Raw genomic sequence first — 25,995 nt, forward strand, 5'->3', positions numbered from 1 at the left:
TCCCGCCTCTCAGGCCGCGACGGCGGCGGTGCCGCGCGCCATTTCAACGATTTCCTCGCTCGACAGCACGTGCTCGATGTCGAGCAGGATCACGAAGCGGCCGTTGTATTTACCCATGCCGGCGATGAAATCAGGCCGGATGCGGGTGCCGAATGACGGCGGCGGTTCGATATCGGCAGCGGCGATTTCCACCACCGCGTTGACCGCGTCCACCAGCATGCCCAGCACCTGCTTGCAATCGCCCTCTTCGCCCTCGGTTTCGACGATGACGATGCAGCTACGTTTGCCGATGGTGCTTGGCGCGCGGCCAAAGCGGGCCGACAAATCCATCACCGGCACCACCGCGCCGCGCAGGTTGATCACGCCGCGCACGCAGTCCGGCATCATCGGGACCGTGGCCAGGCTGCCGTATTCGATGATTTCCTTGATGTGCAAGATGCCGACCGCGTACTGCTCCTCGCCCAGCATGAAGGTCAGGAACTGGCTAGGCAGCGCAGCACCGCTTTGCAGTGCGACGATGGCGCTGCTCCCGTAGGTGACTACATTGGCGTCGATTGCGGCACTCATGTTTTCCTCTCTATGCGGCCAGCGCCACGGCGCCCTTGCCGCTCACAGTGTTCATCAATGCCGCCACATCGAGGATCAGCGCCACTTCGCCGCTGCCCAGGATGGTGGAACCGCTGATGCATTTAACTTCGCTGAACATCGGGCTCAGTGGCTTGATCACGGTCTGGAATTCGCCCAGCAGGGTGTCGACCACCAGCCCGGCGCGGTGGTTGCCGAACTTCAGCACCACGATGCTCTCGCGCCGCGTGGCCGCACCGCCGACGCGGAACAACTCGCGCAGGCGCACCAGCGGCAGCACTTGTCCACGCAGGTTGGTGTAGTCCTGTCCCGGTTCGGTGGCGTACTCGATACACTCTTCGATCATGTCGAGCGGGATCACGAACACCGACGATCCAATCTGCACCAGGAAGCCGTCGATGATGGCCAGCGTCAGCGGCAGGCGCACGGTGACGGTGGTGCCCTGCCCTTCCTTGCTGCTGACGTCCACGCTGCCGCGCAGCGCCTGGATATTCCGCTTCACCACGTCCATGCCGACGCCGCGCCCAGACAGGTTGGTGATCTTCTCCGCCGTCGAGAAACCGGCTTCGAAAATCAGGTTGTAGATTTCGCTGTCGGTCAGCTTGCGGTCGGCGTCCACCAGCCCGCGCTCGACCGCCTTGGCGAGAATTTTCTCCTTGCGCAAACCGCCACCATCGTCGCTCACTTCAATCACGATGCTGCCCGATTCATGGAAGGCATTCAGCTTGATCATGCCCTTGGCCGACTTGCCGGCCGCCAGCCGCACCTCGGCCGGTTCAATGCCGTGGTCCATCGCGTTGCGCACCAGGTGCATCAGCGGATCGCCGATTTTCTCCACCACAGTTTTGTCCAGCTCCGAATCTTCGCCGTCGACGATCAGGCCGATGTCCTTGCCCAGTTCACGCGCCACGTCGTGCACCACGCGCTGGAAGCGGTTGAAGGTGGCGCCGATTTTCACCATGCGCAGCTCCAGCGCGGCGTCGCGCACATCTTCTACCAACCCGGTCAAGGTGGAGGTGCACTCCAGCAGTTCGGCATTGTGGATCTTCTGGCCGATCAGGCTGGCGCGGGCGCCGGCGATAATCAGTTCCCCCACCAGGTCAATCAGTCGATCCAGCTTGTCGGAATCGACGCGGATGGAACGGCTCTCCTGCGCCTTCTGGTCGCTGACCTGCTTTTGCTTGGCCAGCGCGGCTTCCACCACTACCGGCGGCACATTGCCGCCGCCAACCAGGATGCTGCCCAGCTGCTGTGCGGGCGCATCTTCCTCTTTGTGCGATTGCTGCTGCAACGCGCCGTCCAGCTCCTGCTGGGTCACGCTACCGCAGCGAACTAAAATTTCCCCAAGGCGCGCGGCCTGCTCCGGCAAGGCGCGGATCAAATTCACATACTCGGACACCTTGCTGTGCGGCGGGATGATGCGGATCTCGCAGTCTTCCTGCACGAACTCGAACACGCCGGCGATGGCGTCGCGGTCGGCCGTGCTGTCGAAGGCGATTTCAAAACCGAGGTAGCACAGCTCTGCATCCATTTCATCGGCGGGCGGCAGCGCGTCCGGAATGGTGGCAATGCCGACCACGCGCCCCAGCTTGGACAGGTAGCGCAGGAAGGCGATAGGGTCCATCCCGTTCTGCAGCACGATACGGCCGAAGCGCAGCGAGATATGCCAGTAGTCGCTGTCGCCACGCTCGTTGTCGATGCGCTCCACGCTCGGTTCCACGTGCAGCACTGGCACCGCCGCCGGCGCAGCCTCGCCATCCATGTGGCGGCGCAGCTGCTGCTGCAGCATCTCGCCTTCCGGCGCGGTATCGGGATCTTGTTCGTGCTGGCCAGCGGCCAGGCCGTTCACCATGCCGGTCAGGTAGTCGCAGCAGGACAGCAGCAGCACCACCATTTCGTCGTTCAGCGTCACGCTGCCGTCGCGCACCTTGTCCAGCAAGCTTTCCACCACGTGGGTGAAGCCGACCATGTGGTCAAGGCTGAACAAGCCCGCCGAACCCTTGATGGTGTGGGCGGCGCGGAAGATGGCGTTAATCGCCTCGTCCTGGTCGCCCGCAAGGTCGACGTTGAGCAGCGCGTTTTCCATTTCTTCCAGCAGCTCGCGGCTCTCGGCGATGAATGTCTGTAGCGCTTCGTCCAGATTCATGGGGCACTCCCTCAGGCGTGTATCAACACGGCGTCGCCGAAGAAGGCGACTAAATCGAGCATCTCGAAAATCTCCACCACGGCAGGGCTGTGCTGCAGCAGGCGCAGTTCGCGCTGGTCGACGGCGGCGGTCTGCTTGGCCAGCATCAGCACTTGCAGGCCGGCGGTGTCCAGCTCCGTCACGCCGGACAGGTCGATCTCCAGCACGCGCGTCTTGCGCAGCGCATCGAGTACGGTGACTTTCAAATCAGCGGCGCGGTAAATGGTCATCTCGCCGTCGATCGCAATCCGGGTGACATCATCAGCCATCGCAGCCTCCGTGGATTATGGCAGTACCAGTTTGGCGACGGCGCCCAGCAGCACTTCCGGCTTGAAGGGCTTGACCACCCACGCCTTGGCGCCGGCTGCCTTGCCTTCTTCCTTCTTGCCTTCCGCCGACTCGGTGGTCAGCATGATCACCGGCGTGAATTTGTACAGCGGCAGCTGCTTGAATTCTTTGACGAAGGTGATGCCGTCCATATTCGGCATATTCACATCGCACACCACCAGGTGGATTTTCTGGCCAGTGCATTTGGACAGTGCGTCCATGCCGTCGCGTCCTTCGATCACATCGTAGCCCGCGCCCTTCAACGCAATGCCGACCACTTGACGCAAGGAGGCCGAGTCGTCGACCACCATAATGGTTTTTGCCATGTTCTAACCTACCTTCAGAAAAAAGTAATCTCGTCGGCTTCCGCCGCAGCTGGCGCCGCGAGCTTGGCGCCACTGTGCACTGCGTGTTCTTCCGCCATTGCATAGGTCTTTTGCAGGTCGTGCATCAGGCGGTCCGGATCGAGCGCTTCCAGCCTGCCGCCGGCCACGTAGATGTCACGGTTCTCGCGCAGCACCGCCGGCAGCTGCTCCATGTTCTCGCGCACGTGCGCCATCACCTGGCTGACGCGGTCCTGGAACTGCAGCTGCACCAGCGCCTCGCCCACTTCGCCCTGGATGCCGACGCTGTTCTGCTTGAGCTGCTCGGATTGCCCCACCAGCGCATCGGTGATCTGGCGGAACTCGCTGAGCACCGCGTCGATCATGCCTTCGGCCGACTGCATGGATTTATCTTCCGCTTCGCTCGACTGGTCGGCAGCCTGGCTGGCAGCCAAAATGGCGCTGCTGATCAAGCCCACGCGGTTAGTGATTTCCTTGCCGGTTTCGGCCGAGCGCATCGACAGCTGGCGCACTTCCTGCGCCACCACCGCGAAGCCGCGTCCGGCAGGACCGGCGCGCGCCGCTTCAATCGCCGCGTTCAGCGCCAGCAGATTGGTCTGGGCGGCGATGCTGGCCACGCCTTCGGCCATGCCGCGCAGCTCGCGCGTAAAGCGTTCCAGGTCTTTGATCTGTGCCAGCATGGCCTGCTTGGAGGACATGGCCGACTTCATCGACGTCACCACCGAACCAAGCCGTTTTTCGCTATGGCTGAACACATCGGTGATGGAAGCGCCGCCGGCGCAATCGGCACTGGAGACGTGCACTGCGTTGTCGAGCTTGTCGACGATGTTGGAGAAGCGCGAGGCCAGGTCGGAGACCGCTTCCTCCATCTGGGTGCGCGAGTTTTCGATGTGGCGGCACCACACCGGCATCACCGTATCGCCGAAGCGTTCGCGTGCGGCGAGGTAGTCGTCGATCATGGCGTTGTCACCGGTAGCGCTAACCGTACCGAAGCCGGTGTCGCGCGTCAGCCATGCGGCGGCGCCCAGCAACAGCGCTGCCCAGACCAGTGTGTACCATCCGTAGCTGCCCCAACCTGCCACCACGGTGCCCAATGCGCCCGCGCCGGCTAAGCCGAAGGGCACTAGCATTTTGCTATTTGCAATGCTTTGTTTATTCACTGGATGCCACTCCGTTTTTGTCTACCAATATTCCCCTCACCACTGCGGGTGGGGAAATCCATTGTAGCTGTAGTTTCATGCCCCAGCGGCCACAAATGCCCACGCTGCGAGTTAAAAAATGTGAAGACGAATCGCAGCGAGCCTTATCGCCAAAGGACTCCTTTATTTTCAACGAGATGCAAATTGCTAGTAACTTGTTGCGCAACCGCATCAAGTTCATTGCTGCAGTTGCTACGCTAGCAGTGCACGCGATGACGACGCCACCGGACGCCGCAGCGGCACTACTTCTTCCAGTTTAAAAATGCTGACTGCTTCGGCAAGCTTGCCAGCTTGCTCTTGCATGGAGCCGGCGGCGGCGGCGGCCTGCTCCACCAGTGCCGCGTTTTGCTGCGTCACGTGGTCCATCTGCGAGATGGCGAGATTGATTTGCTCGATGCCGTGGGTCTGCTCCACACTGGCATTGCTGATCTCGCCGACGATGGCGGTAACGCGGCGGATGCTGGACACCACCTCCTCCATGGTGCTGCCGGCCTGCCCCACCAGCCGCGTGCCCGCTTCCACCTTGCCGACCGAGTCATCGATCAGCACCTTGATTTCCTTGGCGGCGCTGGCCGAGCGTTGCGCCAGGCTGCGCACTTCCGACGCTACCACTGCGAAGCCGCGCCCCTGCTCGCCAGCGCGCGCTGCTTCCACGGCGGCGTTCAGCGCCAGGATATTGGTCTGGAAAGCGATGCCGTCGATCACGCCGATGATGTCGACAATCTTCTTCGATGAAGCATCGATCGAGGCCATGGTTTGCACCACGTCCGACACCACGGCGCCGCCGCGCTGCGCCACCTCGGCAGCGTTGGCCGCCAGCTGGTTGGCCTGGCGTGCGTTCTCGGCGTTCTGCTTGACGGTGCTGGTCAGCTCCTCCATTGAGGAGGCGGTTTCCTCCAGCGAGCTGGCTTGCTCCTCGGTGCGCGACGACAGGTCGAGATTGCCGGCGGCGATTTGCGACGAGGCGGTAGCGATAGTGTCCGTACCCTTGCGCACGTCACCAACGATGGTCACCAGGCTGGACGACATGCGGTTGAGTGCATGCAGCAGCTGGCCCGGTTCGTCCTTGCTGAAGTCCTCGGCGCTGCGGTGGCTGTGGTCGACCAGGTCGCCGCTGGCGACGCACTCGGCCAATGCCACCGCTTCATTAATGGGACGCGTAATGCCGGTGGTCAGCCACCACGCGAAGCTGATGCCAAAGCCCACCACCAGCACTGCCAGCAAGGCCAGCTGGTTGCGGCTGCTGACCGCCACCTCTTCGATTTTCTCGGCGGCGGCGTCGATCTCCTTGCGCTGGTGATCGAGTATGCGTTGCAGCATGCTCTCGTACACTTTGGAGGACGGCAGGTAGACTTGTTCCAGCAGCCGTGTGGCTTCGTCCGCATCGCCCGCTGCCTTGGCCTTCATCAGGCCGTCGCGCGAGCTGACATAGGTCTTGCGGGTTTCCACCAGCTCGCCCATCAGCTGCTTGTCGCTGTCGCTGGACAGCTCTTCGATTTTCTTGATCAGGCCTTGCGAGAAGGCGGTGCCAGACTTGGCTTCTTCGGCAAAGAAGGTGGCCAGCGACGGGTCAGCGCTCTTGGCCACGGCCGTGGTGCGGCGGATGCCGGCGTAGACGGTGCGATACCAGTCTGAAATCAGGCGTTCCTTGGCCAAAGGCAGCGCCATCATCTCGCGTGTGGATTCGGCCACGCCCTGCAATCGATAAATGCCTAGCCCCGTGTTCAGGACAAGGATGGCAAGGATGACAGTGAAGCCAAACGACATCCGCCTGCCTATGCTGAGATCAGATATTTTCATGCCGGTCTCCTTATCGAATTGTTCTTCAATAGTAACGCGATCCAGCAGCTACGGCGAGATCTTCAACATCTGTTCAACTGCTTGAAGTTTGAAATATATTTTAATTTCCATTCTAATCTGCAACAAATCTTGCACCATAGGCTGTGAAAACGTTTACACTTTCAACTTCAATTTGTACGGCCGTTTACATAGCAGGATTTAAAATACAACATTGCTGGTTCGGCCATCCCGCACTCCTAAACCACTGAGTCATGAGCAACGCATTCCTAGAACACCGCGCGAAATACCGCGAAGTCGTGTCACGCCGCTACGGCGTCACGCCAGAACTGTACGACGAAGCTTCGCGCCTGCTGGCGCCGCTCGCCACGCCCTTCAGCCTGCGCAAGGGCGAGTACCTGCAACGCATCGGCACGCCGGCACAATATGTGCACTGGCTGCACAGCGGTGTGGCGCGCACCGGCTTCATCACCGAGTCCGGCAATGAAGTCACGCTGCACTTCCAGACCGACGGCGAACCGGTCGCGGCGCACGATGACTTGCTGCGCTCGCGCGACGCGCATCCAGCGATGAATTTTGTTGTAGCCGAAACCGCCATCCACGGCTACCGCCTGGACTGGGCGCAAGTCAGCGAGGCTTACCAGCAGAACAGCCAGCTGCGCGACTACTACCTGGCCGCAGCGCAGAACAGCATCATCGAGCAGAGCCGCCGGCTATACCTGAACGCCTCGCCGGCACAGGGCCGCCTGACCGCTTTCCGCCGCGAGTACCCGGGCCTGGAACAGCGCATCTCGCAAAAAGTAGTGGCGTCCTTCCTCGGCATCACGCCGCAGTACATGTCGCAGCTGCTGCGCCAGGACGGCAGCAAGTAAGTTTTTCCCTTATGCCGCGCTTTCAGATATAGTCTGAACAAGATTATCTGGAGCGCCGGCATGAATCCTTCTTCCGACTTGCCCAGCAAACCCATCATCCTGGTGGTCGACGATACACCCGACAACCTGCTGCTGATGGCTAACTTGCTGAAAGATAGCTACACCGTCAAGGCCGCCAACAACGGCGAAAAGGCATTGCGCATTGCGCGCGACACCCCGCCGCCCGACCTGATCCTGCTGGACGTCATGATGCCCGGCATGAACGGCCATGAAGTGGCGCAAGCGCTACAAGCCGAACCGGGCACGCGCGGCATCCCTATCATTTTCCTAACCGCGATGTCCTCCAGCGACGACGAGACGCGCGGCCTGGAATTGGGCGCAGCCGACTACATCACTAAACCGATCAGCCCGCCCGTGGTGCTGGCGCGCGTGCGCACCCAGCTCAAGGTCAAGGACGCGGCCGATTTCCTGCGCGACCAGAACGACTACCTGGAACGCGAAGTGCAGCGCCGCACGCGCGAGCTGGGCGCGATCCAGGACGTCACCATCCACGCCATGGCCTCGCTGGCCGAAACGCGCGACAACGAAACCGGCAACCACATCCGCCGCACCCAGCACTATGTGAAAGTGCTGGCCGAGCACTTGCGTGAGCATCCGCGCTTCCGCCACTTCCTCGACGACGCCAACATCACGCTGCTGTTCAAGTCGGCGCCGCTGCACGACATCGGCAAGGTCGGCATCCCGGACGCCATTCTGCTCAAGCCGGGCCGCTTCACGCCGGAAGAATTCGAGATCATGAAGACCCATACCACGCTGGGCCGCGACGCCATCGCCCATGCCGAGCAGCAGCTGGGCATGGACGTGGATTTCCTCACGCTGGCCAAGCAGATCGCCTACAGCCACCAGGAAAAATGGGACGGCAGCGGCTATCCCGAGGGCTTGTCCGGCGACGTCATTCCGCTGGCGGCGCGCCTGATGGCGGTGGCCGACGTCTACGACGCGCTGATCAGCCGCCGTGTCTACAAGGACGGCATGCCGCACGAAAAAGCAGTGGACATCATCCGCGAAGGGCGCGGCACGCATTTCGATCCGGATGTGTGCGACGCCTTCATGGCCAATGTGCAGGCGTTCAAGGAGATTGCGGCGCGCTTTGCCGATAACGATCACGACCTGGCCAAACAAGCCACGGCAATGTCGTATCTGAAGGAGTAAGCAAGGGTAAGGCGGGAACCGGCGGCCTGTGGAGAATCGGCGGCCGCCGGCGCTACAGCGGGATTACTTCTTCATCGAGGTAATCTTGTTGTTGGCGTCGACGAAGGCGACTTTCGGCACGTGGGTCTCGATTTCCGCGTCGGTCATCGGGCCGTAGGTGCAGATGATCAGCAGGTCACCCAGCTGGGCCTTGCGGGCGGCCGCGCCGTTCAGCGAAATCTCGCCGCTACCGCGCTTGCCTGGAATGGCGTAGGTGGCGAAACGCTCACCGTTGTTCACGTTATACAGTTCGATCTGCTCGTTGACCTTGATGTCGACCGCTTCCAGCAGATCCACGTCAATCCCGCACGAACCTTCATAGTTCAGGTCGGCCTGGGTCACGGTCACGCGGTGCAGCTTGGAGCGCAGCATAATACGTTGCATCGTCTTTTTCCTCGATAGTAATCATTTAAACTTTGCATCCTGTCCACGCAACGGCAGCGACGCGAGGCCGGCATTGTACCATCATGTCCCCTCTAACTACCCGCTACGGCTGGCTTTGTGGCATATTGCTTGTAGTAAAAGTCTTCGACTACATTCATGAAACTCACACGCCTGCTTACCCTGTCGACCGCCATGCTGGCGGTGCTGGTGCTTGGCATGCTGGGCCACATCACGCGCGACGCTTGGCTGCACTATGAGCACACCAACACCGGTCTGCAAGCGCTGCGCCTGATGCAACGGGCCATGGTGGCGGCCGAAAAACTCTCCTTCGAACGGGGGCCGGTCAACGCCGTACTGGGCGACCGCCAGCCGGGCGATCCGGCCCGGCAGGAGCGGCTGGTACGCGCCCGCGCCGCCACCGACCTGGCGCTAATGCAGCTGGAACGCGAACTGCAGGCCGATATCGGCGCGCCGCATCCGGTGGAGATGGCGCCGCTGTACCGCACGCTGGCTGCCGCGCGCAGCACCGTCGACCAGCTGGCCGCGCTGCCGCCTGCTGCACGCACGGCGGAGCGGCTGGGCGGCGCGGTCAGCCAGATGTTTGCGCTGGTGCCGCAGGCGCTGGACGCGGTGACTGGTTACACGCTGGCCTCAGAACGCGCCTACCCGCGCATCTCGCGCCCGCTGATCAAGGCCCGCTACGCGGTCGAGCTGCGCGAATATGCCGGCCGGCTCGGTTCCGTGCTGACGGTGGCGTTGGCCACGCGCCAGCCGCTCAGCGCAGCGGACTACGAACAACTGCAAGCGCTGCGCGGACGCATCGCCCAACTGCGCCAGCAAATGCTCACGCCCGGCGACGGTAGCTCGCCCGAACTGGTGGCCGCCATCGCGCGCGTGGACGATGTCTCGCTGGGCGCCGGCAAGCAGCTGGTGGCGGAAATTGAACAAGCCAGCCGCGAAGGCCGTGACTACGACATGGACACCGGCCAGTTCGCGCTGCGCTATGTGCCGACGATGACGCCGATCCTGGCGCTGCGCGATGAACTGCTGCGCGAGGCGCAGGAACAGGCCTGGAGCGATCACGAACATGCACGCTATGAGCTGCTGATTGCCAGCCTGTCCGGCGTGGCCATCCTGCTGGCGCTGACGCTGCTGATATTGATCGTGCGGCGGCGCGTGGTGGTGCCGGTGCTGCGCGCCACGCGCGCGGTGATCCGGCTGGGGAATGGCGACTACTCGCGCGATCCGAGCGGCTCGTCGCGGCAAGATGAAATCGGCGACATGCTGCGCGCGCTGTCCACGCTGCGCACCAACAGCATCGAGAAGCAGCAACTGGAACTGGAACGCCAGCGATTGATCGAAGAACTACGCCTGCGCGCCGACACCGATTATCTGACGGGGATATTGAACCGCCGTGCCTTCACCACGGCGGGAAACAAGCGCTTGCGGCGCGCCTTCGACCGCAAGGAGTCGCTGGCGGTGGTGCTGTTTGATATCGATCACTTCAAGTCAGTCAACGATACTTACGGCCACGAGGCCGGCGACCAGGTATTGATACGCGTGGCGGCAGTGGTGCGCGACCAGCTACGCGACGGCGAGATACTAGCGCGCCATGGCGGTGAAGAGTTTGTGGTGATGCCAATGCATTGCAGCCAGCAGCAAGCCTGCATGCTGGCCGAGCGCCTGCGCAAAGCCATCGCCGAGGAACCGCTCACGCTGGCCGACGGCCATATCCTGCGCGTGACGGCCAGCTTTGGCGTGGCCAGCGCCGGCGGTCCGGCAGCGGCGCTGGACGACTTGCTGCATGCCGCCGACCAGGCGCTGTACCGCGCCAAGCATAAGGGTCGCAACCTCGTTGAAGGCGCGACCCAAGATGGCCTTACTTCACCGGCGTGAAGTTGAGATCACGGAAGTCGTAGCTGAAGTCCGTTTCGGTGGAGATGGGCGCCATTTTCATGCGCTCGATGCTGCCGTCCGGATTCAGCGCGAAGCTCACGTAGGCATCGGCGTTGAAGTTGCGCTCCTGCCAGCGCACGATAAAGCTGTCGTGCTGGAAGTGCTCCAGCACTCCGCTCAAATCCGGCGTGCGTTCGAAACGCATGATGCGCTTGCCGCCCTCTTCGCGGATACTGACCTTGCCATACCACGGATCTTCATACGTGCCGTCGTAGGCTGACAGCGGCAGCGACGGTTTCGATTCCGCCGCACGGGCCGTGTGCTCTTTGCCCTGGCGCTCCAGCTCCTCCTTGTGCATCGCCGCTTCCTGGTCCGCATACAGCTGGATCCAGTCAGATGGCTGCACCTTCAGGTACTGGTCGAGGATGCGGTAGTACAGCGACGCCATCGCCGGGCTGTTCTCGGCGTTGGTCAGGATGGCGATGCCCAGTTTCTCTTCCGGCACCATCAGCACCGTCGAGTAGAAGCCTTGCAGCGCGCCGCCGTGCATGGCGATCTTGCGGCCCTTGTAGTCGCGCAGCTGGAAGCCCAGGCCATACGCAAAGAAGTTAGGCTTGGTCGCGGCCAGCGCCGGTTTCGGTTCGCGGATGCGCATCGGCGTTTGCTCGGTCCACAACTCGGCCGCCTGCTTGGCGCTGAACAGCTGCTTGCCATCTGCCATCTGGCCCTGGTTGAGCAGCACTGTCATCCAGCGCGCGATGTCTTCGGCGTTGGTGTTGATGCCCACTGCGCCAACCGCGTTCGGCACCGGCATTGGCTTCACCACCGCGATCTTGTCGTTGATTTTGCTGTGCGGCGCGGAGTAGTCACTGGTGGCCAGCATGTCGGCCACGCTGGTCTTGGTGCCGGTCATGCCCAGCGGTGTGAGGATGCGTTCCTGCACCGCCTCGCCCCACGGCTTGCCCGTCTTCTCGGCGATGATTTTGCCGGCCACGATGTACAGCAGGTTGTCGTAGGCGTAGCTGGCGCGGAAGCTGGTGGCCGGCTTTACGTAACGCAGCTTGGCGATGATTTCGTCGGTGCTGAAGGTGGTGCTCGGCCACCACAGCAAATCGCCGGCGCCGAGACCGAGGCCGCTGCGGTGCGTGAGCAAATCGCGCACCGTCATCTGGCCCGTAACGTACGAGTCGAACATCTGGAAGCCCGGCAGGTGCTTGGTGACGGGATCGTCCCACGCGATCTTGCCTTCATCGACCAGCATCGCCAGACCAGCAGCGGTGAAGGCCTTGGAGTTGGACGCTACTTCGAACAGCGTCTTGCCATCCACCGTCGTAGGTTCGCCCAGCTTGCGCACGCCGTAGCCTTTGGCTACCACTACCTTGCCGTCCTTGACGATGGCGATAGCCATGCCCGGCACGTCGAACGTTTTCAGGGCGCGGTTCACGTCCGCATCGAGATTGAATGCGGGAGCGGCGTACGCTCCCACAGCGGCCAGCGAAAACGCTGCCGCTACAAAGATCTTTTTCATCGTCATTGCTTCTTGAACGCCTTGTCGACGGCTACTTGCGTGATCGGGTGATAATGCGAGCGCGCCTTGGTGTACAAGGTCTTCGCCCAGTCCTTTTCGTTCGGATTGGCCAGCAGCGCTTTATACAGCGGCACCACGTACAGGCGGCGGCCGACGCTCATCAGGAATTTCTCCAGCGGCTCGCGCACGTTGTAGCCGGCCTTCACCGACGACAGGTAGAAGCGGTAGGCGATTTCGTTGTTGCCGCTCTTGCCCAAGCCGAAGGCCTGATCCAGTTCCTGCATCTGTGCAGCGGTGGCCTTGCCATCGATGTCGTTCAGGAAGTGCATCCACTCCAGCGCGACCCAGTTCTTGCCGTTCAGCTGCGCGGTCGGCAGTTCGCCTTTCAGCCATGCGGTACGCTGCGCGTCCACCGCCAGGAAACGCGGCGACGCTTCGCGCTTGGCGGTGGCTGGAATGCCTGGGCTATACAGCCATTCATCCAGTTCCGCTGCCGGCATGATGTCCGGATGCGCGTCCAGCAGGTTTTTCTTCAGGTAGTCTACGAATTGGTCAGTGCTGGCCGACTGGAAGGCGTGCGAGTCGAACCAGCCGCGCAGGAAGGGATCGAACACTTCGCGGCCAGCGCGCTGCTCCAGCGTGTGCAGGAACCACGCGCCTTTCGGATAAATCAGGCTGCCGTCGGCGTAGACCGATGGATCGGTATCCGGACCACGCGTGGCCAAGGCCTGCTTGACTGCCGGGATGGTGGCCAGCGAGGCCAATGCCTGCTCTTGCTCCACTTGCTGCTGCATTTGCGCGAACTCCGCGCCGTACAGTTTTTCAACGATGCGGGTGGTGACGTAGGTGGTGAAGCCTTCGTTCATCCAGGTGTACTTCCACGAGGCGTTGGTCACCAGGTTACCGGACCACGAGTGCGCCAGTTCGTGCGCGATCACGTCATTCAGGCTGCGGTCACCGGCGATAATGGTCGGCGTGAGGAAGGTCATGCGCGGGTTTTCCATGCCGCCGTATGGGAACGATGGCGGCAGCACGATCATGTCGTATCGCTCCCAGCGATACGGGCCGTACAGGCCTTCTGCGGCATCGATCATTTTTTCCGTGTCGCCCATTTCATAGGCGGCAGCTTCGATGCGCGCCGGTTCGGCGTAGACGGCGGTGCGCGGACCGAGGTTGCGCACTTCGATTTCGCCGATGGCGATGGCCAGCAGGTACGATGGAATCGGCTGCGTCATCTTGAACTTCCAGCCGCCGGCGCCGGTCGATTTCTGATCGTTCTCGGCGCTCATCACCACGCGCAGGCCGGCCGGCGCATCGATACGGGCGCTGTAGGTGAAGCGTACTGCTGGCGTGTCCTGGATCGGCGCCCACGAGCGGGCGTTGATGTCCTGCGATTGGCTGAACATGAACGGACGCTTGCCCGACATGGTCTGCTCCGGCAGCATCCACTGCAGTGCAGCGGCCGACGGCGCGGTGCGGTAGTACACGCGCACTTTCTGCGGCTGGAACGGCAGGGCGATGCGCAGCGCGCGGCCCTTCTCTGCATCCAGTTTATCGAGCATGAAGGAGGCGGCGGTCCATTTGCCGTTGGCGTTCAACACCTGCACTTTGGCGATGTTGAGTTCATTCGTATCCAGCACCAGCGTGCGCGCGGATTTGTCGATCCAGTTCAGCGTCAACTCGGCGTAGCCGGCCAGGATTTTGTGATTGAAGTCCGCCTTCAAATCGAGATACAGGTCGGTGGTGCGAACCTGGTCGTAACGGGCGTAGCTCAGCGGATCAGCGTGAGCGGCGAGCGACATACATGCGGATAGCACGAAGGCGGCGAGAGTCTTCTTGATCATGGTAATACTTTCAATATTGTCTGTGGCGTCGAGCAGAATAGCATAGGCATGTTTCTGGCATGTGTTAGACATGTGATAGAATTTCGTCCGTAATTGGGGAGTAGTCGGCTTGCGCCTCCCCGGCGCAAGAACCTGTGTCAACATAATCGGTCCGCAGACCGTGGTGCAGGTGGCTGTAAGGCTTGACGAGACCATGATCATTGCGCGGCCATGTAGGGCCGGAGCCGCGCGTTGATCATTGGTTTTTCGTATCCGGCCCTCACACTTTTACGCATACACACACATGGAAGCCTTCCTCGTCTCTACCGGCATCGTCGCCCTCGCAGAAATCGGCGACAAAACCCAGCTGCTCGCATTTGTTCTTGCCGCCCGGTTCCGCCGTCCGCTACCTATCGTCGCCGCGATTTTTGTCGCCACCATCGCCAACCACGCGTTTGCCGCTGCCATCGGCGCATGGATCACCAGCTTGATGGGGCCTGAGATTTTGCGCTGGGTGCTGGGCGCATCCTTCCTCGCGATGGCCGCGTGGACGCTGGTGCCGGACAAGCTGGATGACGAAGACACCGAACTGGCCAAGTACGGCGTGTTCCTCACCACCCTGATCGCGTTCTTCCTGGCCGAGATGGGCGACAAGACACAGGTGGCCACCGTGGCACTGGCGGCACGCTATGACAGCATTGTCGCTGTGGTGTGCGGCACCACGCTGGGCATGATGCTGGCGAACGTGCCGGCCGTGTACTTCGGTGACAAGATCGCCAACAAGATTTCGCTCAAGCTGGTGCACAGCATCGCGGCGCTGATCTTCGCGGTGCTGGGCGTGGCCACGCTGTTAGGCGCCGGGGCTAGCCTGGGCGTCTAAGCCTGACGCTTGCGGCAGCAGCAGTTCCACCTGCAGCAAACCGCCACCGTCGCGCAGCTCGATCATCTGGTCGTGCTGCGGCACGCCATCTACCGTCAGCGATGGCGTGTCGCCGCCGCTTCGCACCACGCGGATTTCATACGTGGTGCTGGCGTGGCGATAGGACAGCGTGAAGCTGTTCCACCCCGCCGGCATGCGCGGTTCCAACTTGAGATGCGTGGCCGTGCGCGTGAGCCCCAGCAGCGACTCGATAATCAGGCGGTACATCCAACCGGACGAACCGGTGTACCAGCTCCAGCCGCCGCGCCCCACATGCGGCGCCACCGCATACACGTCCGCCGTCACCACGTACGGCTCCACCTTGTAGCGCGCACTCTTTTCCGGCGTGGCTGCATGCTGCACCGGATTGATCATGCGCGCCAGTTCCCATGCCCGTTCCGTTTCACCCAATCGCGCAAAGGCCATCGCAGTCCAGATGGCGGCGTGCGTGTACTGGCCGCCGTTCTCACGCACACCCGGCACGTAGCCGCGGATGTAGCCGGGATTCGGCCCGGCCTTGTCGAACGGCGGATCAAGCAACTGGATGATGCCCGAATCACGCCGCACCAGGCGCTGGTTGACCTGCTCCATCGCGCCGCGCACCCGCACCGGGTCGGCGGAGCCGGACAGCACGCCCCAGCTTTGCGAGATCGAATCGATCTGGCATTCCTCATTGGTGTGTGATCCCAGCGGCGTGCCATCGTCGAAATAGGCGCGGCGATACCACTCGCCGTCCCACGCATTCTGCTCGACATTGGCGGCGATGCTACGCGCCTGTTCGCGGCACTCGGCAGCGAAGGCATCGTCGTGCCGCAGGTCAGCCACTTCGGCAAAGCGCTTCAGCACCTCGCACAGGAAGAAGGCCAGCCACACGCTCTCCCCTTTGCCATGCTCGCCTACCTTGTCCATGCCGTCGTTCCAATCGCAGGAGCCGATCAGCGGCAAGCCGTGCTGGCCGAAACGCAAGCCATTGCGGATGGCGCGCACGCAGTGGTCGTACAGCGTGCCATGCTCGCCCGAACGGCCCGGCAAATCGTAGTAGGAATCTTCTTCCGGTTTGACAGGACGCCCTTCCAGATAAGGCGCGGTTTCATCGAGGATGGCGGTATCGCCGGTGGCGATGACGTAGCGCCATGCTCCCAGCGGCAGCCACAGATAATCGTCCGAGCAGTGCGTGCGCACGCCGCGATCCGACGGCGGATGCCACCAGTGCTGCACATCGCCTTCATGGAACTGGTGCGCAGCACACAGCAGCAATTGATCGCGCAGCAGCTGCGGCTGCGTGTGAATGGTGGCCATGGCGTCCTGCAGCTGGTCACGGAAACCGAATGCGCCGCCGGACTGGTAGTAGCCGCTGCGCGCCCAGATGCGGCAAGCGATGGTCTGGTACATCAGCCAACCGTTGGCGAGGACGTCCAGCTCCGGTTCCGGCGTTTCGATGCGCACTGCGCTTAGCACCTCTTCCCAATGCGCGTGCACGGCGGCCAGCGCATCGTGCGCGGCACCGGCGCTGCGGTGTTTTTCCACCAGGCTGCTGGCGTCCGCATTGCGACGCCCGCCCACGCCCAGCACGAACACAATTTCGCGCTCCTCGCCTGGCAGCAGGTCGAACGGCGCTTGTATGGCAGCGCAGGCATCGAGGCCTGCGCCGGTCTTGCCCGACAGGCGCGAACGGCGCAGCGCCGCCGGTGCATCCAGCGTGCCGTTGCGGCCGACGAATTCCGTGCGGTCGCCGCTGACGGTGCGCATCGTTGCATCGCAATTGAAGAAGGCCACGCGGCCGCTGAACTCCGTGTTGTAGGCGTTCTTGGCGAACAGCGCGCCGCTGACCGGATCAGCCTCGGTGATGATGTGCATGCCGGACTTGGAGCGCATATCGCCCAGCACCCACTCGACGTAGCCGAAGGCCGACAAGCGGCGCGACACCATCGAATCGTTGCGCACTTTTAGCACGGTGTATTTGATTGGCGCATCGACGGCGACGAAGGTGGTCATCTCGCTGTGGATGCCGGCTTCGATGTGTTCAAACACGCTGTAGCCAAAACCGTGGCGCGTGATGTACTCGCCGCTGCCGCGCGCCGGCAAGGCGGTAGGCGACCAGAATTGGCCGCTCTGCTCATCGCGCAGGTAGAAGGCCTCGCCGCTGCCGTCGCTGACTGGATCATTGTGCCACGGCGTGAGGCGATATTCGTGCGCGTTCTCGTGCCAGGTGTAGGCCTGGCCGCTTTCCGAAATCACGCTGCCGAACTGCGGGTTGGCCAGCACGTTGGACCACGGTGCTGGCGTACGCTGCGCATCGCTGGTGGTGATCACGTATTCGCGGCCATCCGGCGTGAAGCCGCCGATGCCGTTTTCCAGTACCAGCCCGCGCGCCGGATGCGTGGCGGGGCCGGCGTCCGCATATTCACCGCGGCTGTCGGCTTGCAGCGGCGGCATGCGCATGGCCGGCGCGGCGGGACGTTTGATCTGCTCCGCCAATGTGCCGCGCGCATCGCTGATGATCACGCGCGCTACCGATTGCAGCAACACCCGGTCTTCGTTCGCGATCTGGTCGGCCAGGCGCACAAAGATGCCGCCCGGCCGGTCGATGGCTTGCGCGTCAATGCCGGAGGCGATCAGGCCCATGATCTGGTCGTGCAAGGCCTGGCGGTAGCCGGATTGGTCTTCGTACCAGATCACCAAATCCACCACCAGCCCTTTCAAGCGCCAGTAGGCGTGTGCCTGCACCATCTGGCGCGCCAGCTCGATGTTGGCCGGGTCTTTAATTTGCAGCAGTACGATCGGCAGGTCGCCGGAAATCGCGTAGGCCCACAGGCCAGACTGGCCGCGCTGGTTTTTCATCAGCGTGGAAGCATCGGCGCGCAAGGCCGCATTCGGATAGATTACCGAGTTGGCCAGACGGCCGTACAGCTGCGCGTCGGCCTCGCTGGCGTTCAGCTGGCGCAGCACCACTTGGCTGTGGGTCCACGCCAGTTCGAACACGCGGTCAGCCAGATGGCGGTCCTGGTATTTGTCGATCAGGTGTAGCGCCGTTTCGCGCTGTTCGGTCATGCCGGTGACGATGTCCACCGTCGCAAACTGGTCAGGCTGCAGCGTGATGGTGTAGCGGATTGCCACCACCGGATCGAGTACCGAGCCTTCACTGCCGCTGAGCGGGCCCTCGTGCAGCATGGCGTCCGGCGCGGCGGCGGTGTTGCCACGGCCAATAAAGCGCGAGCGGTCGGTTTCAAACGACACGTCCAGCACCGGCGCATCGTGCACCATCACCGAGTGCATCAGCCACGGCATGATGTCGCCCTGTCCGCGCGGACGGCGCGTGCAAAGAATGGCGTTTTCATCGCGCAGGATTTCAGTCTGCACAAACAGTTTGCTGAAGGCCGGATGCGCATTGTCGGCGGCGGCCGGCGCCATGACCACTTCGGCAAAGCTGGTCACTTCGATGGTGCGTACGCGGTCGCTCTTGTTGGTGATGCGGGTGCGGCGCAATTCGATATCGTCTTCCGGCGAGACCACGATTTCGGTGTACAGGTCGATGTGGTGGTCGGAACGCCGGAACTCAGCGCGGCCTTCGGAGAAGATCACTTCGAATTTGCGCGGCTCCACCAGCGTAGGCTGGTAGGTAGTGGACCAGAATTTGCCGTCCTCCACATCACGCACGTAGCAGAAGTTGCCCCAGTTATCGCGCGTGCTGTCTTCGCGCCAGCGCGTCACGGCCAGGTCTTTCCAGCGGCTGTAGCTGCCGCCGGCGTTGGTGACCATGACGTGATAGCGGCCATTCGACAGCAGCTGCGTTTCCGGCACCGGCGTCGCCGTCTGCGTCAGTACGCGCATCGGCATCGACTGGTCGGGCGCATTGTTGCGGATGGCTGCCAGCTCGGTGGTGTTGGAGTAGAAGGCGCCGGCTTGCGGGCTGCGTTCCTGCAGCATCAGCAAGGCCGATTGCAGCAGCGGGTCCGATTCGAAGCGGCGCTGCATCGGGCGATCGTGCAGCAGGTAGCTCAAGGCCAGGAAGCCCATCCCCTGGTGGTGCACCATGAAGGAACGGACCACGGCATAAGCCTGTCCGCGCGGCAGGCGCGAGGTGGTGTAATCGATCGCTTCGTAAAAACCATAGCGGCCCATGAAGCCAAGTTCCGCCATTTTCTGCAGGTTGGCGCAGGAGGCTTCTGGTTGCACCATCAGTCCCATCATGCTGGCGTATGGCGCGATCACCAGATCGTCGGCCAGGCCGCGTTTCAGCCCCAGTCCTGGCACGCCGAACGCGCGATACTGGTAATTGAGGCTGGCGTCCACCGTGCTGTAGCCGGATTCGGATATCCCCCACGGCACGTTGCGGCGCTTGCCGTAGTCGATTTGCGCGTCGATCACGGAATGGTAAGTTTGGTCGAGCAGCGTGCTTGGATAAGTCGGCATTACCAGCAGCGGCATCAGGTACTCGAACATGGAGCCGCTCCACGACAGCAGCACCGGCTTGCCGGCTACGATGCACAGCTGACGGCCCAGCGCGAACCAGTGCTCCTGCGGCAGCTGCCCTTGGGCGATAGCGACGAAGCTGGCAAGGCGCACTTCGGAGGCCAGCAAATCATAATAGCTGGCGTCCAGCCGGCGCTCGCTGACGTTGTAGCCGATGGCCAGCAGGTTGGTGGTCTGGTTGTACAGGAAGCCATATTCTATTTGGGCGAATGCGCCGCAGCGCAGCGCCATGTCGGCCAGTGCGCGCATGCGTTCGTGCGCGGCGGTGCTGCCTTTTTCAAACAGCTGCGCCAGTTGCTGCTGGCGTTCGCGTTCCGCCGGTGCGAGATCGCTCGCCACTGTTGCGACGGTGGCGCTGGCACGCGCCAGGCCCGCCAGTTCGCGCAAGGTCGGCATGCGCGTCATGCTGGTGTCGAATACCGCATCGGGCGATAGCGCGGCCCAAGGCGTGAGCAGCGCCAATTCGTCCAGTGCGGAGCGGCACTGCTGGATCAGGGAGCGGCACCATGCATCGCCTGCTTCGCTATGAGCGGCGGCGCGTTGCAGCTGGTCGTCCGCCGCCGCATCGACCCGCAGCAGCCATGCGCGCAGCTGCTGCAGGTTGGAGGTATCAGGCGTCGGCATCAGCGCGTTGAGCACCGTGCTGGCGCCGGACTCGCTCAGTGTTTCATCCAGCACGCGCGCGGTGGAAATAATCCCTTCGACGATTTGCGGGCCGAGTATCGGCGCGTCGTACAAACCGGTCAGGCCGGGCTGCAAGGTTAGCAGGTGGCCGGCCAGATTGCCGCTGTCCACCGTCGAGATGTAGACCGGCTGCAGCGGCTTAAGGGTCTGCGTGTCGTACCAGTTATAGAAGTGGCCCTGGTAGCGCTCCAGCTTATCCATGCTGTCCAGCGTATTGGTGGTGCGCTCCATCATCTGTCCTACCGTGATGTAGCCGAAATCACAGGCCGTCAGATTGGCCAGCAAGGCCATGCCGATGTTGGTGGGCGAGGTGCGGTGGGCGATGACCTGCACCGGATGCTCCTGCATATTATCGGGTGGTAGCCAGTTGTCCTCTGGGCCGACGAAGCGGTCGAAATAAGCCCAGGTGCGGCGCGCCAGCTGGTTCAGGAACTGGTGCTGCTCGGTGGAAAGCTGCGCCTGTTGGCGCTCGATCGGGCGGCTGATCCAGTCGGCCACCGCCGGCGCCACCAGCCACGCCAGCAGGAACAGCGCCGCTGCCGGCAGGCTGGCAGGATGCCATCCCAGCAGAGCGCCGCCGACAAACAGCGCCAGCGTCGGCGAAATCCACATGGTGCGCCACGTGCTGGCCGCACCGTCGGACTGGCGTACCAGCGCCGAAGCACGCCACTCCAGCAGGCGGCGGTGCGACACCAGCGAACGCCACAGGCTACGCACGATCGCGTCCATGCTGAAATAGGCTTCGTACGGCAGGAACACCAGCATCAGGATGGCATGCGAAAAATGCATGCCGCCGCGGCGCAGCGCGGCGCGAAAATGCTGGCTCCACAAGGTGTCGCGCGGGCGGCGGCACAGGTCATACAGCATGCTGACCACCGGCGGCACGAAGATCACCGCCAGCGCAGCGCCAGTCCACATCCATGGCTCCGGCAGCCAGCGCCACGCGGTAATCAGCGACAGCACCAGGGCCGGTGCGGTCAGGCTGCGGCGCAGGTTGTCGAACAGCTTCCAGCGTGACAGCAACGACAGCGGATTCTTTTCACGCTTGCCGCCACGCCCAGGCACGCGGCCAGCGAGCCAGCCGATCAACTGCCAGTCGCCGCGGATCCAGCGCTGGCGGCGGCTCACATCATCGCTGTAACGGGCAGGATATTCTTCGTACAGCTGCGCGTCGCTGAGCAAGCCGGCGCGCAGGTAGCAGCCTTCCAGCAGGTCGTGGCTGAGGATTTTGTTTTCCGGCAGGCGGCCGCCCAACACTTGCTCGAACACGTCCACATCGTAGATGCCTTTGCCGATGAAGGAGCCTTCGAAGAACACGTCCTGATACACGTCCGACACGGTGCGCGTGTAGGGATCGATGCCCGGCTCGCCGCCGCACAGTTTTTCATAGCGCGAGGCGTGCTCGCTCGGCAGGCTGACCGCCACACGCGGCTGCAGGATGCCGTAGCCTTCCGTCACGCGGCCGCGCTCCACGTCGACATGCGGGCGGTTGAGCGGATGCTGCATGGTGGCGACGAATTGCGCGGCGGCGTCGCGCGGCAGCTGGGTATCGGTGTCCAGCGTGATGACGTAGCGGATGCTTTCCAGATCGCTGGTATCGCCCACCACCACTGAGAATTTTTCGCGCGCACCGCCGCGCAGGTAGCGGTTCAGGTCTTCCAGCTTGCCGCGCTTGCGTTCATAGCCCATCCACACGCCTTCCTGCGGATTCCACATGCGTGGACGATGCAGCAGCAGGAAGGGTTGGCTGTCCGGGTACTTGTGATTCAGGTGGGCGGTACAGCGCTTCATCTGCTCGACCAGTTGATCGTCCTCGGGCAGCTTTTCGGCGCGGGCGTCGGCGAAGTCGGTCAGCAGGCAAAACTTCAGGTTCGGATCGCGGTTGGCGAGGAAGCGTACTTCCATCTGCTCAAACAGCTGTTCGATATTCGCCTTGCTGTAGACCAGCGTGGGTACCACCACCAGCGCGCGCGCGTCGGCAGGAATGCCGTTCTTGAAGTCCATGCGCGGCAAGGGATGGGGACGCGTGACCAGCGTGGCAAACCAGTTAACGAGGCTGAGCGCCAGCTGGCTGCTGCCCAGCAGCGCCAGTACGCCCAGCGCAAACAACACGAAGCCGTGCACGCCATGGAAGGATGCGCGCTCCAGCAGCAAGGCGGTGCACACCAGTGCTATCGCGGCAATCGCGCCGAGATAGGAAGTGAGTGGCGAGGCGCGCGAGGTTTGCTGCAAGGCTTCCAGCCACGGACGGCGCATGCCGGCCTGCCGTTCCAGCGCGGCCAGGCCGCCGCCGATCAGGTAGAAGCCCACGTGGCCGTGGCGCGCGTCGCCCGTGCCGTGGTGGTTGAGCGCCAGCTGCAAGGCTTGCTGCGCCACTTCCACTTCCGAGAAGCGCGAGCGCTTGGCGATTTTTTCTATCGCATGGCGGTACTGATCGCGCGTGGAGAATTCCATTTTGCCGTAGATGTCGGCCGGGTCCTGGCGCAGCGTTTGTTCGACCACGCTCATGGTCTCGACAAACTCCTGCCAGTCCATGGTGCCGAGGAAGCGCAGGCTGCCAATGCTGTTGGCCAGCGAGACTTGTTCGGCTGCTTGCAGCTGAATCTCGGACTGTATCTGCTGCTCGATGGTCTGGCCGGATTCGGCGAGGCGGTGCGTGATCCAGGTTAGCGCGAGGGTCAGCGCCGGGCTTTGTCCTTGCAGGCGGCGCGCCAGTTCAGCCACGAAGCCGCTGGTGATGGGCGGATTGGAACGGGCCATGTCGGCCACCAGCAAAATCAGGCCGCTGGGATTTTTTTCCGCGATGTCCGTCATCTGGTCGGCCCAGCTGTTGGCGAGGTCGCGCTGGATGCGGTTCTCGGCCACGCGCGCAGCCACGCGGCGCAGGTTCTCGATCAATGCGAGGCGCAGCATGATGGGAATCGCCCACAGCTCGCCCAGCTTCAGCGTGGCCACTTCCTGGTAGGCGTCGACAAAGCGGCACAGGGATTCCGGATCCACGCGGCCATCACCATGCGCGATGATCTCCAGCGCGATTTTGTACACGCGCGGGCAGCCATCCGAGGCACCCTTGCCGAGGCGTGGCAGCTCCTTGCTGTAGTTCTTGGGCAGGTGGCGGCGCGCAATGCGGATCTGGTCTTCGATCAGGTAGAAGTTATCGAGCAGCCATTCCGAAGCGGGTGTGATCTGACGGCCACTTTTAACGGCGGCGGTGAGCTCGTCGCACGTGGAGTCGATGACGGCGGCGTTTTCCGCCAGCCGCGATAGCAGGCGGTCACGCCCGCCGCGCTTGCTCAGTTCATGATGCCGGGCCAGCGTCTTGCCGTGCGCGGCCATTTGCGCGGCGCTGAACAGTTCCCCCCGCAACGGCAGGTCTTCATCGTCTTCGTCAGACAGCAGGGAGCCGGACGGCGATTCACGAAAACCGGGCGCAAGCGCGCGCAACAGGGAATGGAAGTTGTTCAACATGGACCTCGCCTTCATGTCTGCGAATAAAAGTATGGTCCAAGCGATGGTACGGTGGCGCACGGCATACGACTGTACGCTGGCGTACAGAAGGAGGTTGGCAAAAAAACAGGCCGCATCAGCGGCCTGTTCGGTTGCGGCTTGCTGCCTTATGCAGCGAGGGGCAGCGGCGGCGCCAGCGCCAGGCCTCCGTTGAGGCTGTAAGCATGCTGGTGGCCCAGGCGACGCAGGCATTGGGCCGCCTTCATGCTGCGGTTGCCGCTGCGGCAGAAGAACACCAGCGGCGTTTGCTCTGCACGCAGCCACTCGCTGGCGAATTCAGCCAGCCGGCCCAGCGGCACGCTCAGCGCGGCGCGGCCAGCCGGCGATGGCGCCACGGTGGCGGCGAACTCATACGGCTCGCGCACATCCACCAGGCGCGCATCCGGATGGGCTTGCAGGAAAGCCTCCAGCGCGCGGCTGTCCAGCTGGGCATCGGCGGCCAGCGCAGTCACCGGTGCGGCGATGGTGCAGAACTGGTTGTGCTCATCGCGCGTTGGACACAGCAGCGTTTGCTCGACGCTAACGGCACGCAGCGCCTGCTGCGCCGGACGCGCGCTGAAGGCGAAACGCACCGATGCGGCCGGCAATACCGTTCCTTGCGGCGTGCCCAGCAGGTAGGCACGCAACTCGTCGCCGGTGCCGCAGTGCACGCAGGCCAGCACTTGCGCACCGAGTGCGATGGTGCCGGCGCTGGCGCCGTTGGCCAGCGTGATGCTGGCGGCTTGCAGTGGACAGCCGTACTCGTCGGCTTCCGTGTGGTGGTTGAAGTGACGGCCCAGCGCATCAATCAGCATGGCGCGGCCGGCGTTCGGCAAGGTGCTGACGATGGCTTGTACTTTATAACCCTGGCAGCGCACATAGGATTCGATGCGCGCCACATGGTCCGGCAGCGGATCGATGACGATGCAGCTGCGGCTGGCGGCGTCCAGCACCATCCAGCTGCACGCGCCTTCCACGCCCAGTTGCAACAAGCCGTCGTGCGGCGCGGCCGGGCGTTCGGATGGAATCAGGCAGCTGGCGCGCAGCGCTTCACCGCAGCGTTCGATGCGCTTGCAAGCGGCGGCGATGGTGGCTTCGTCGGCCAGTGGACCGAAGGACATGCGGATGGCGCCGGCACTGCGCCACAGCGGTAATCCCATCGCGTCCAGCACGTAGCTTGGTGCGGCCTTGGACGAGGAGCAGGCGCTGCCGGCGCTGACGCGCACCTGGGCGGCGTCGAACACATCCATCAGCTCACGGCTCGACAGGCCGGGCACGGCAAAATTCAGCGTAGTCGGCAGGCATTTGTCGAACGGGTTGTTGAACACCACGCCCGGCAGCGCGGCACGCAAGCTCTCGGCCAGGCGTGCGCGGAAGCTATGCAGTTCTTCATTGCTGCGGAAGGTATCGCCGCGTTCCAACGCCGACAGCACCGCGCCCAGCGCGGCGATGCCAGCCATGTTCTCGGTGCCAGAGCGCTGGCCGCCTTCCTGTCCGCCGCCCATGATCAACGGCGTGAACGGCGCGCCGGTGCGCACGTACAGCATGCCGATGCCCTTCGGCGCGTACAGTTTGTGGCCGGAGAACGGTGCGTAATCGATGCGCGTAGAGGACAGATCCAGCTTGAGCTTGCCCAGCGCCTGCACGCAGTCGACCATCCACAGCGCTTTGCTGGCGGCCAGTACCGAGGCGATGCCGGCCAGGTCGCTGACCACGCCGGTTTCGTTGTTGGCCGCCATGGTGCACACCATGGCCGCTTGCAGCGCGACTTCGCGCAGCGCTTGCAGGCTGTGAGCGCCGTCATGATCGACCGGCAGTTTGTGCAGTGTCAGGTTCAGGCCCAGCAGGCGATTCCAGTGCGCCAGGCTTTCTGGCACGGCTTTGTGTTCGGTAGCGCCGTAGACCAGCAGCGAGCCGATGGCTTCGCCCGCATCGCGGCGTTCGCGCAGTGACACCAGTGCCGACAGTACGGACGTCTGGATGCCTTCGGTGGCGCCGCTGTTGAACATCAGGCGGCCATTGCCCACGCCTAGTAGACGCACAGCGCAGGCACGGGCCTCGTCCAGGATCGCTTTGGCTTGCAGACCGGTGGCGTGCGTGCTGCTCGGATTACCGTAGCGCTGGCGCATGACGTCGGTGGCCGCTTCGATGGCGGCAGGCAGAACAACGCTGGTGGCGTTGCTGTCGAGATAGATTTCGGTAGTCATGCGTATAGCTTACTCACTGGAACTGAAATAGACGT

At 63.0% G+C, this 25,995-nt stretch carries 15 protein-coding genes and 1 riboswitch; of the genes, 4 read left to right on the forward strand and 11 right to left on the reverse strand.

The features are described from left to right. Window positions 1-9: 9 nt before the first annotated feature. The 6 genes from GTP46_RS01705 to GTP46_RS01730 form a co-directional block, all read right to left on the reverse strand. Entirely contained in the window at window positions 10-567 is a 558-nt protein-coding gene (locus tag GTP46_RS01705; protein WP_161004888.1) for a chemotaxis protein CheW, read from the reverse strand. Window positions 568-577: 10 nt separating this feature from the next. Then, window positions 578-2,731, reverse strand: a complete 2,154-nt coding sequence (locus GTP46_RS01710; RefSeq protein ID WP_161004889.1) for a chemotaxis protein CheA — start codon at window positions 2,729-2,731, stop codon at window positions 578-580. 11 nt (window positions 2,732-2,742) lie between these two features. Beyond that, on the reverse strand, window positions 2,743-3,039 hold the full coding sequence (locus GTP46_RS01715) for an STAS domain-containing protein (RefSeq protein WP_161004890.1): 297 nt from the start codon (window positions 3,037-3,039) through the stop codon (window positions 2,743-2,745). 15 nt (window positions 3,040-3,054) lie between these two features. Next, window positions 3,055-3,423 (reverse strand): response regulator, encoded by a 369-nt coding sequence (locus GTP46_RS01720; RefSeq protein ID WP_092281478.1) that lies wholly within the window; start codon window positions 3,421-3,423, stop codon window positions 3,055-3,057. Between the two features lie 14 nt (window positions 3,424-3,437). After that, window positions 3,438-4,571, reverse strand: a complete 1,134-nt coding sequence (locus GTP46_RS01725; RefSeq protein ID WP_161004891.1) for a methyl-accepting chemotaxis protein — start codon at window positions 4,569-4,571, stop codon at window positions 3,438-3,440. 261 nt (window positions 4,572-4,832) lie between these two features. Further along, window positions 4,833-6,440: a methyl-accepting chemotaxis protein gene (locus tag GTP46_RS01730; protein ID WP_161004892.1), complete on the reverse strand. Its 1,608-nt coding sequence runs from the start codon at window positions 6,438-6,440 to the stop codon at window positions 4,833-4,835. Between the two features lie 251 nt (window positions 6,441-6,691). Between GTP46_RS01730 and GTP46_RS01735 the strand changes: the two genes are divergently transcribed. Next, complete coding sequence (locus GTP46_RS01735) at window positions 6,692-7,309, forward strand: Crp/Fnr family transcriptional regulator (protein WP_229258755.1); 618 nt, start codon at window positions 6,692-6,694, stop codon at window positions 7,307-7,309. A 60-nt stretch (window positions 7,310-7,369) separates the two neighbouring features. After that, a complete protein-coding gene (locus GTP46_RS01740) occupies window positions 7,370-8,521 on the forward strand; it encodes a response regulator (RefSeq protein ID WP_161004893.1) in 1,152 nt (383 codons plus the stop codon). A gap of 63 nt (window positions 8,522-8,584) precedes the next feature. Here GTP46_RS01740 and panD read toward each other — a convergent pair whose 3' ends face one another. Continuing rightward, window positions 8,585-8,944, reverse strand: a complete 360-nt coding sequence (gene panD / locus GTP46_RS01745) for an aspartate 1-decarboxylase (protein WP_161004894.1) — start codon at window positions 8,942-8,944, stop codon at window positions 8,585-8,587. A 156-nt stretch (window positions 8,945-9,100) separates the two neighbouring features. On the opposite strand from panD, the gene GTP46_RS01750 reads away from it, so the two are divergent. Beyond that, window positions 9,101-10,840 (forward strand): GGDEF domain-containing protein, encoded by a 1,740-nt coding sequence (locus GTP46_RS01750; protein ID WP_161004895.1) that lies wholly within the window; start codon window positions 9,101-9,103, stop codon window positions 10,838-10,840. Here GTP46_RS01750 and GTP46_RS01755 read toward each other — a convergent pair. Together GTP46_RS01755 and GTP46_RS01760 are read right to left on the reverse strand one after the other, a co-directional pair. Next, window positions 10,824-12,368: a serine hydrolase gene (locus GTP46_RS01755; protein ID WP_229258756.1), complete on the reverse strand. Its 1,545-nt coding sequence runs from the start codon at window positions 12,366-12,368 to the stop codon at window positions 10,824-10,826. The genes GTP46_RS01750 and GTP46_RS01755 overlap by 17 nt on opposite strands. Window positions 12,369-12,370: 2 nt before the next feature. Next, window positions 12,371-14,212 (reverse strand): M1 family metallopeptidase, encoded by a 1,842-nt coding sequence (locus tag GTP46_RS01760; protein ID WP_161004897.1) that lies wholly within the window; start codon window positions 14,210-14,212, stop codon window positions 12,371-12,373. 83 nt (window positions 14,213-14,295) lie between these two features. Further along, window positions 14,296-14,480: riboswitch (yybP-ykoY riboswitch) on the forward strand. Window positions 14,481-14,495: 15 nt separating this feature from the next. Between GTP46_RS01760 and GTP46_RS01765 the strand changes: the two genes are divergently transcribed. Further along, window positions 14,496-15,071, forward strand: a complete 576-nt coding sequence (locus GTP46_RS01765; RefSeq protein WP_161004898.1) for a TMEM165/GDT1 family protein — start codon at window positions 14,496-14,498, stop codon at window positions 15,069-15,071. On the opposite strand, the gene GTP46_RS01770 is transcribed toward GTP46_RS01765, so the two are convergent. Next, window positions 15,042-23,735, reverse strand: a complete 8,694-nt coding sequence (locus tag GTP46_RS01770; RefSeq protein ID WP_161004899.1) for a GH36-type glycosyl hydrolase domain-containing protein — start codon at window positions 23,733-23,735, stop codon at window positions 15,042-15,044. The genes GTP46_RS01765 and GTP46_RS01770 overlap by 30 nt on opposite strands. Window positions 23,736-23,881: 146 nt before the next feature. Beyond that, the gene (locus tag GTP46_RS01775) at window positions 23,882-25,960 is read right to left on the reverse strand and encodes an aminotransferase class V-fold PLP-dependent enzyme (RefSeq protein ID WP_161004900.1); all 2,079 of its coding nucleotides are present in this window, start codon (window positions 25,958-25,960) and stop codon (window positions 23,882-23,884) included. Between the last annotated feature and the right edge of the window lie 35 nt (window positions 25,961-25,995).

Source organism: Duganella flavida (assembly GCF_009857445.1).
Lineage (GTDB): Bacteria > Pseudomonadota > Gammaproteobacteria > Burkholderiales > Burkholderiaceae_D > Rugamonas > Rugamonas flavida.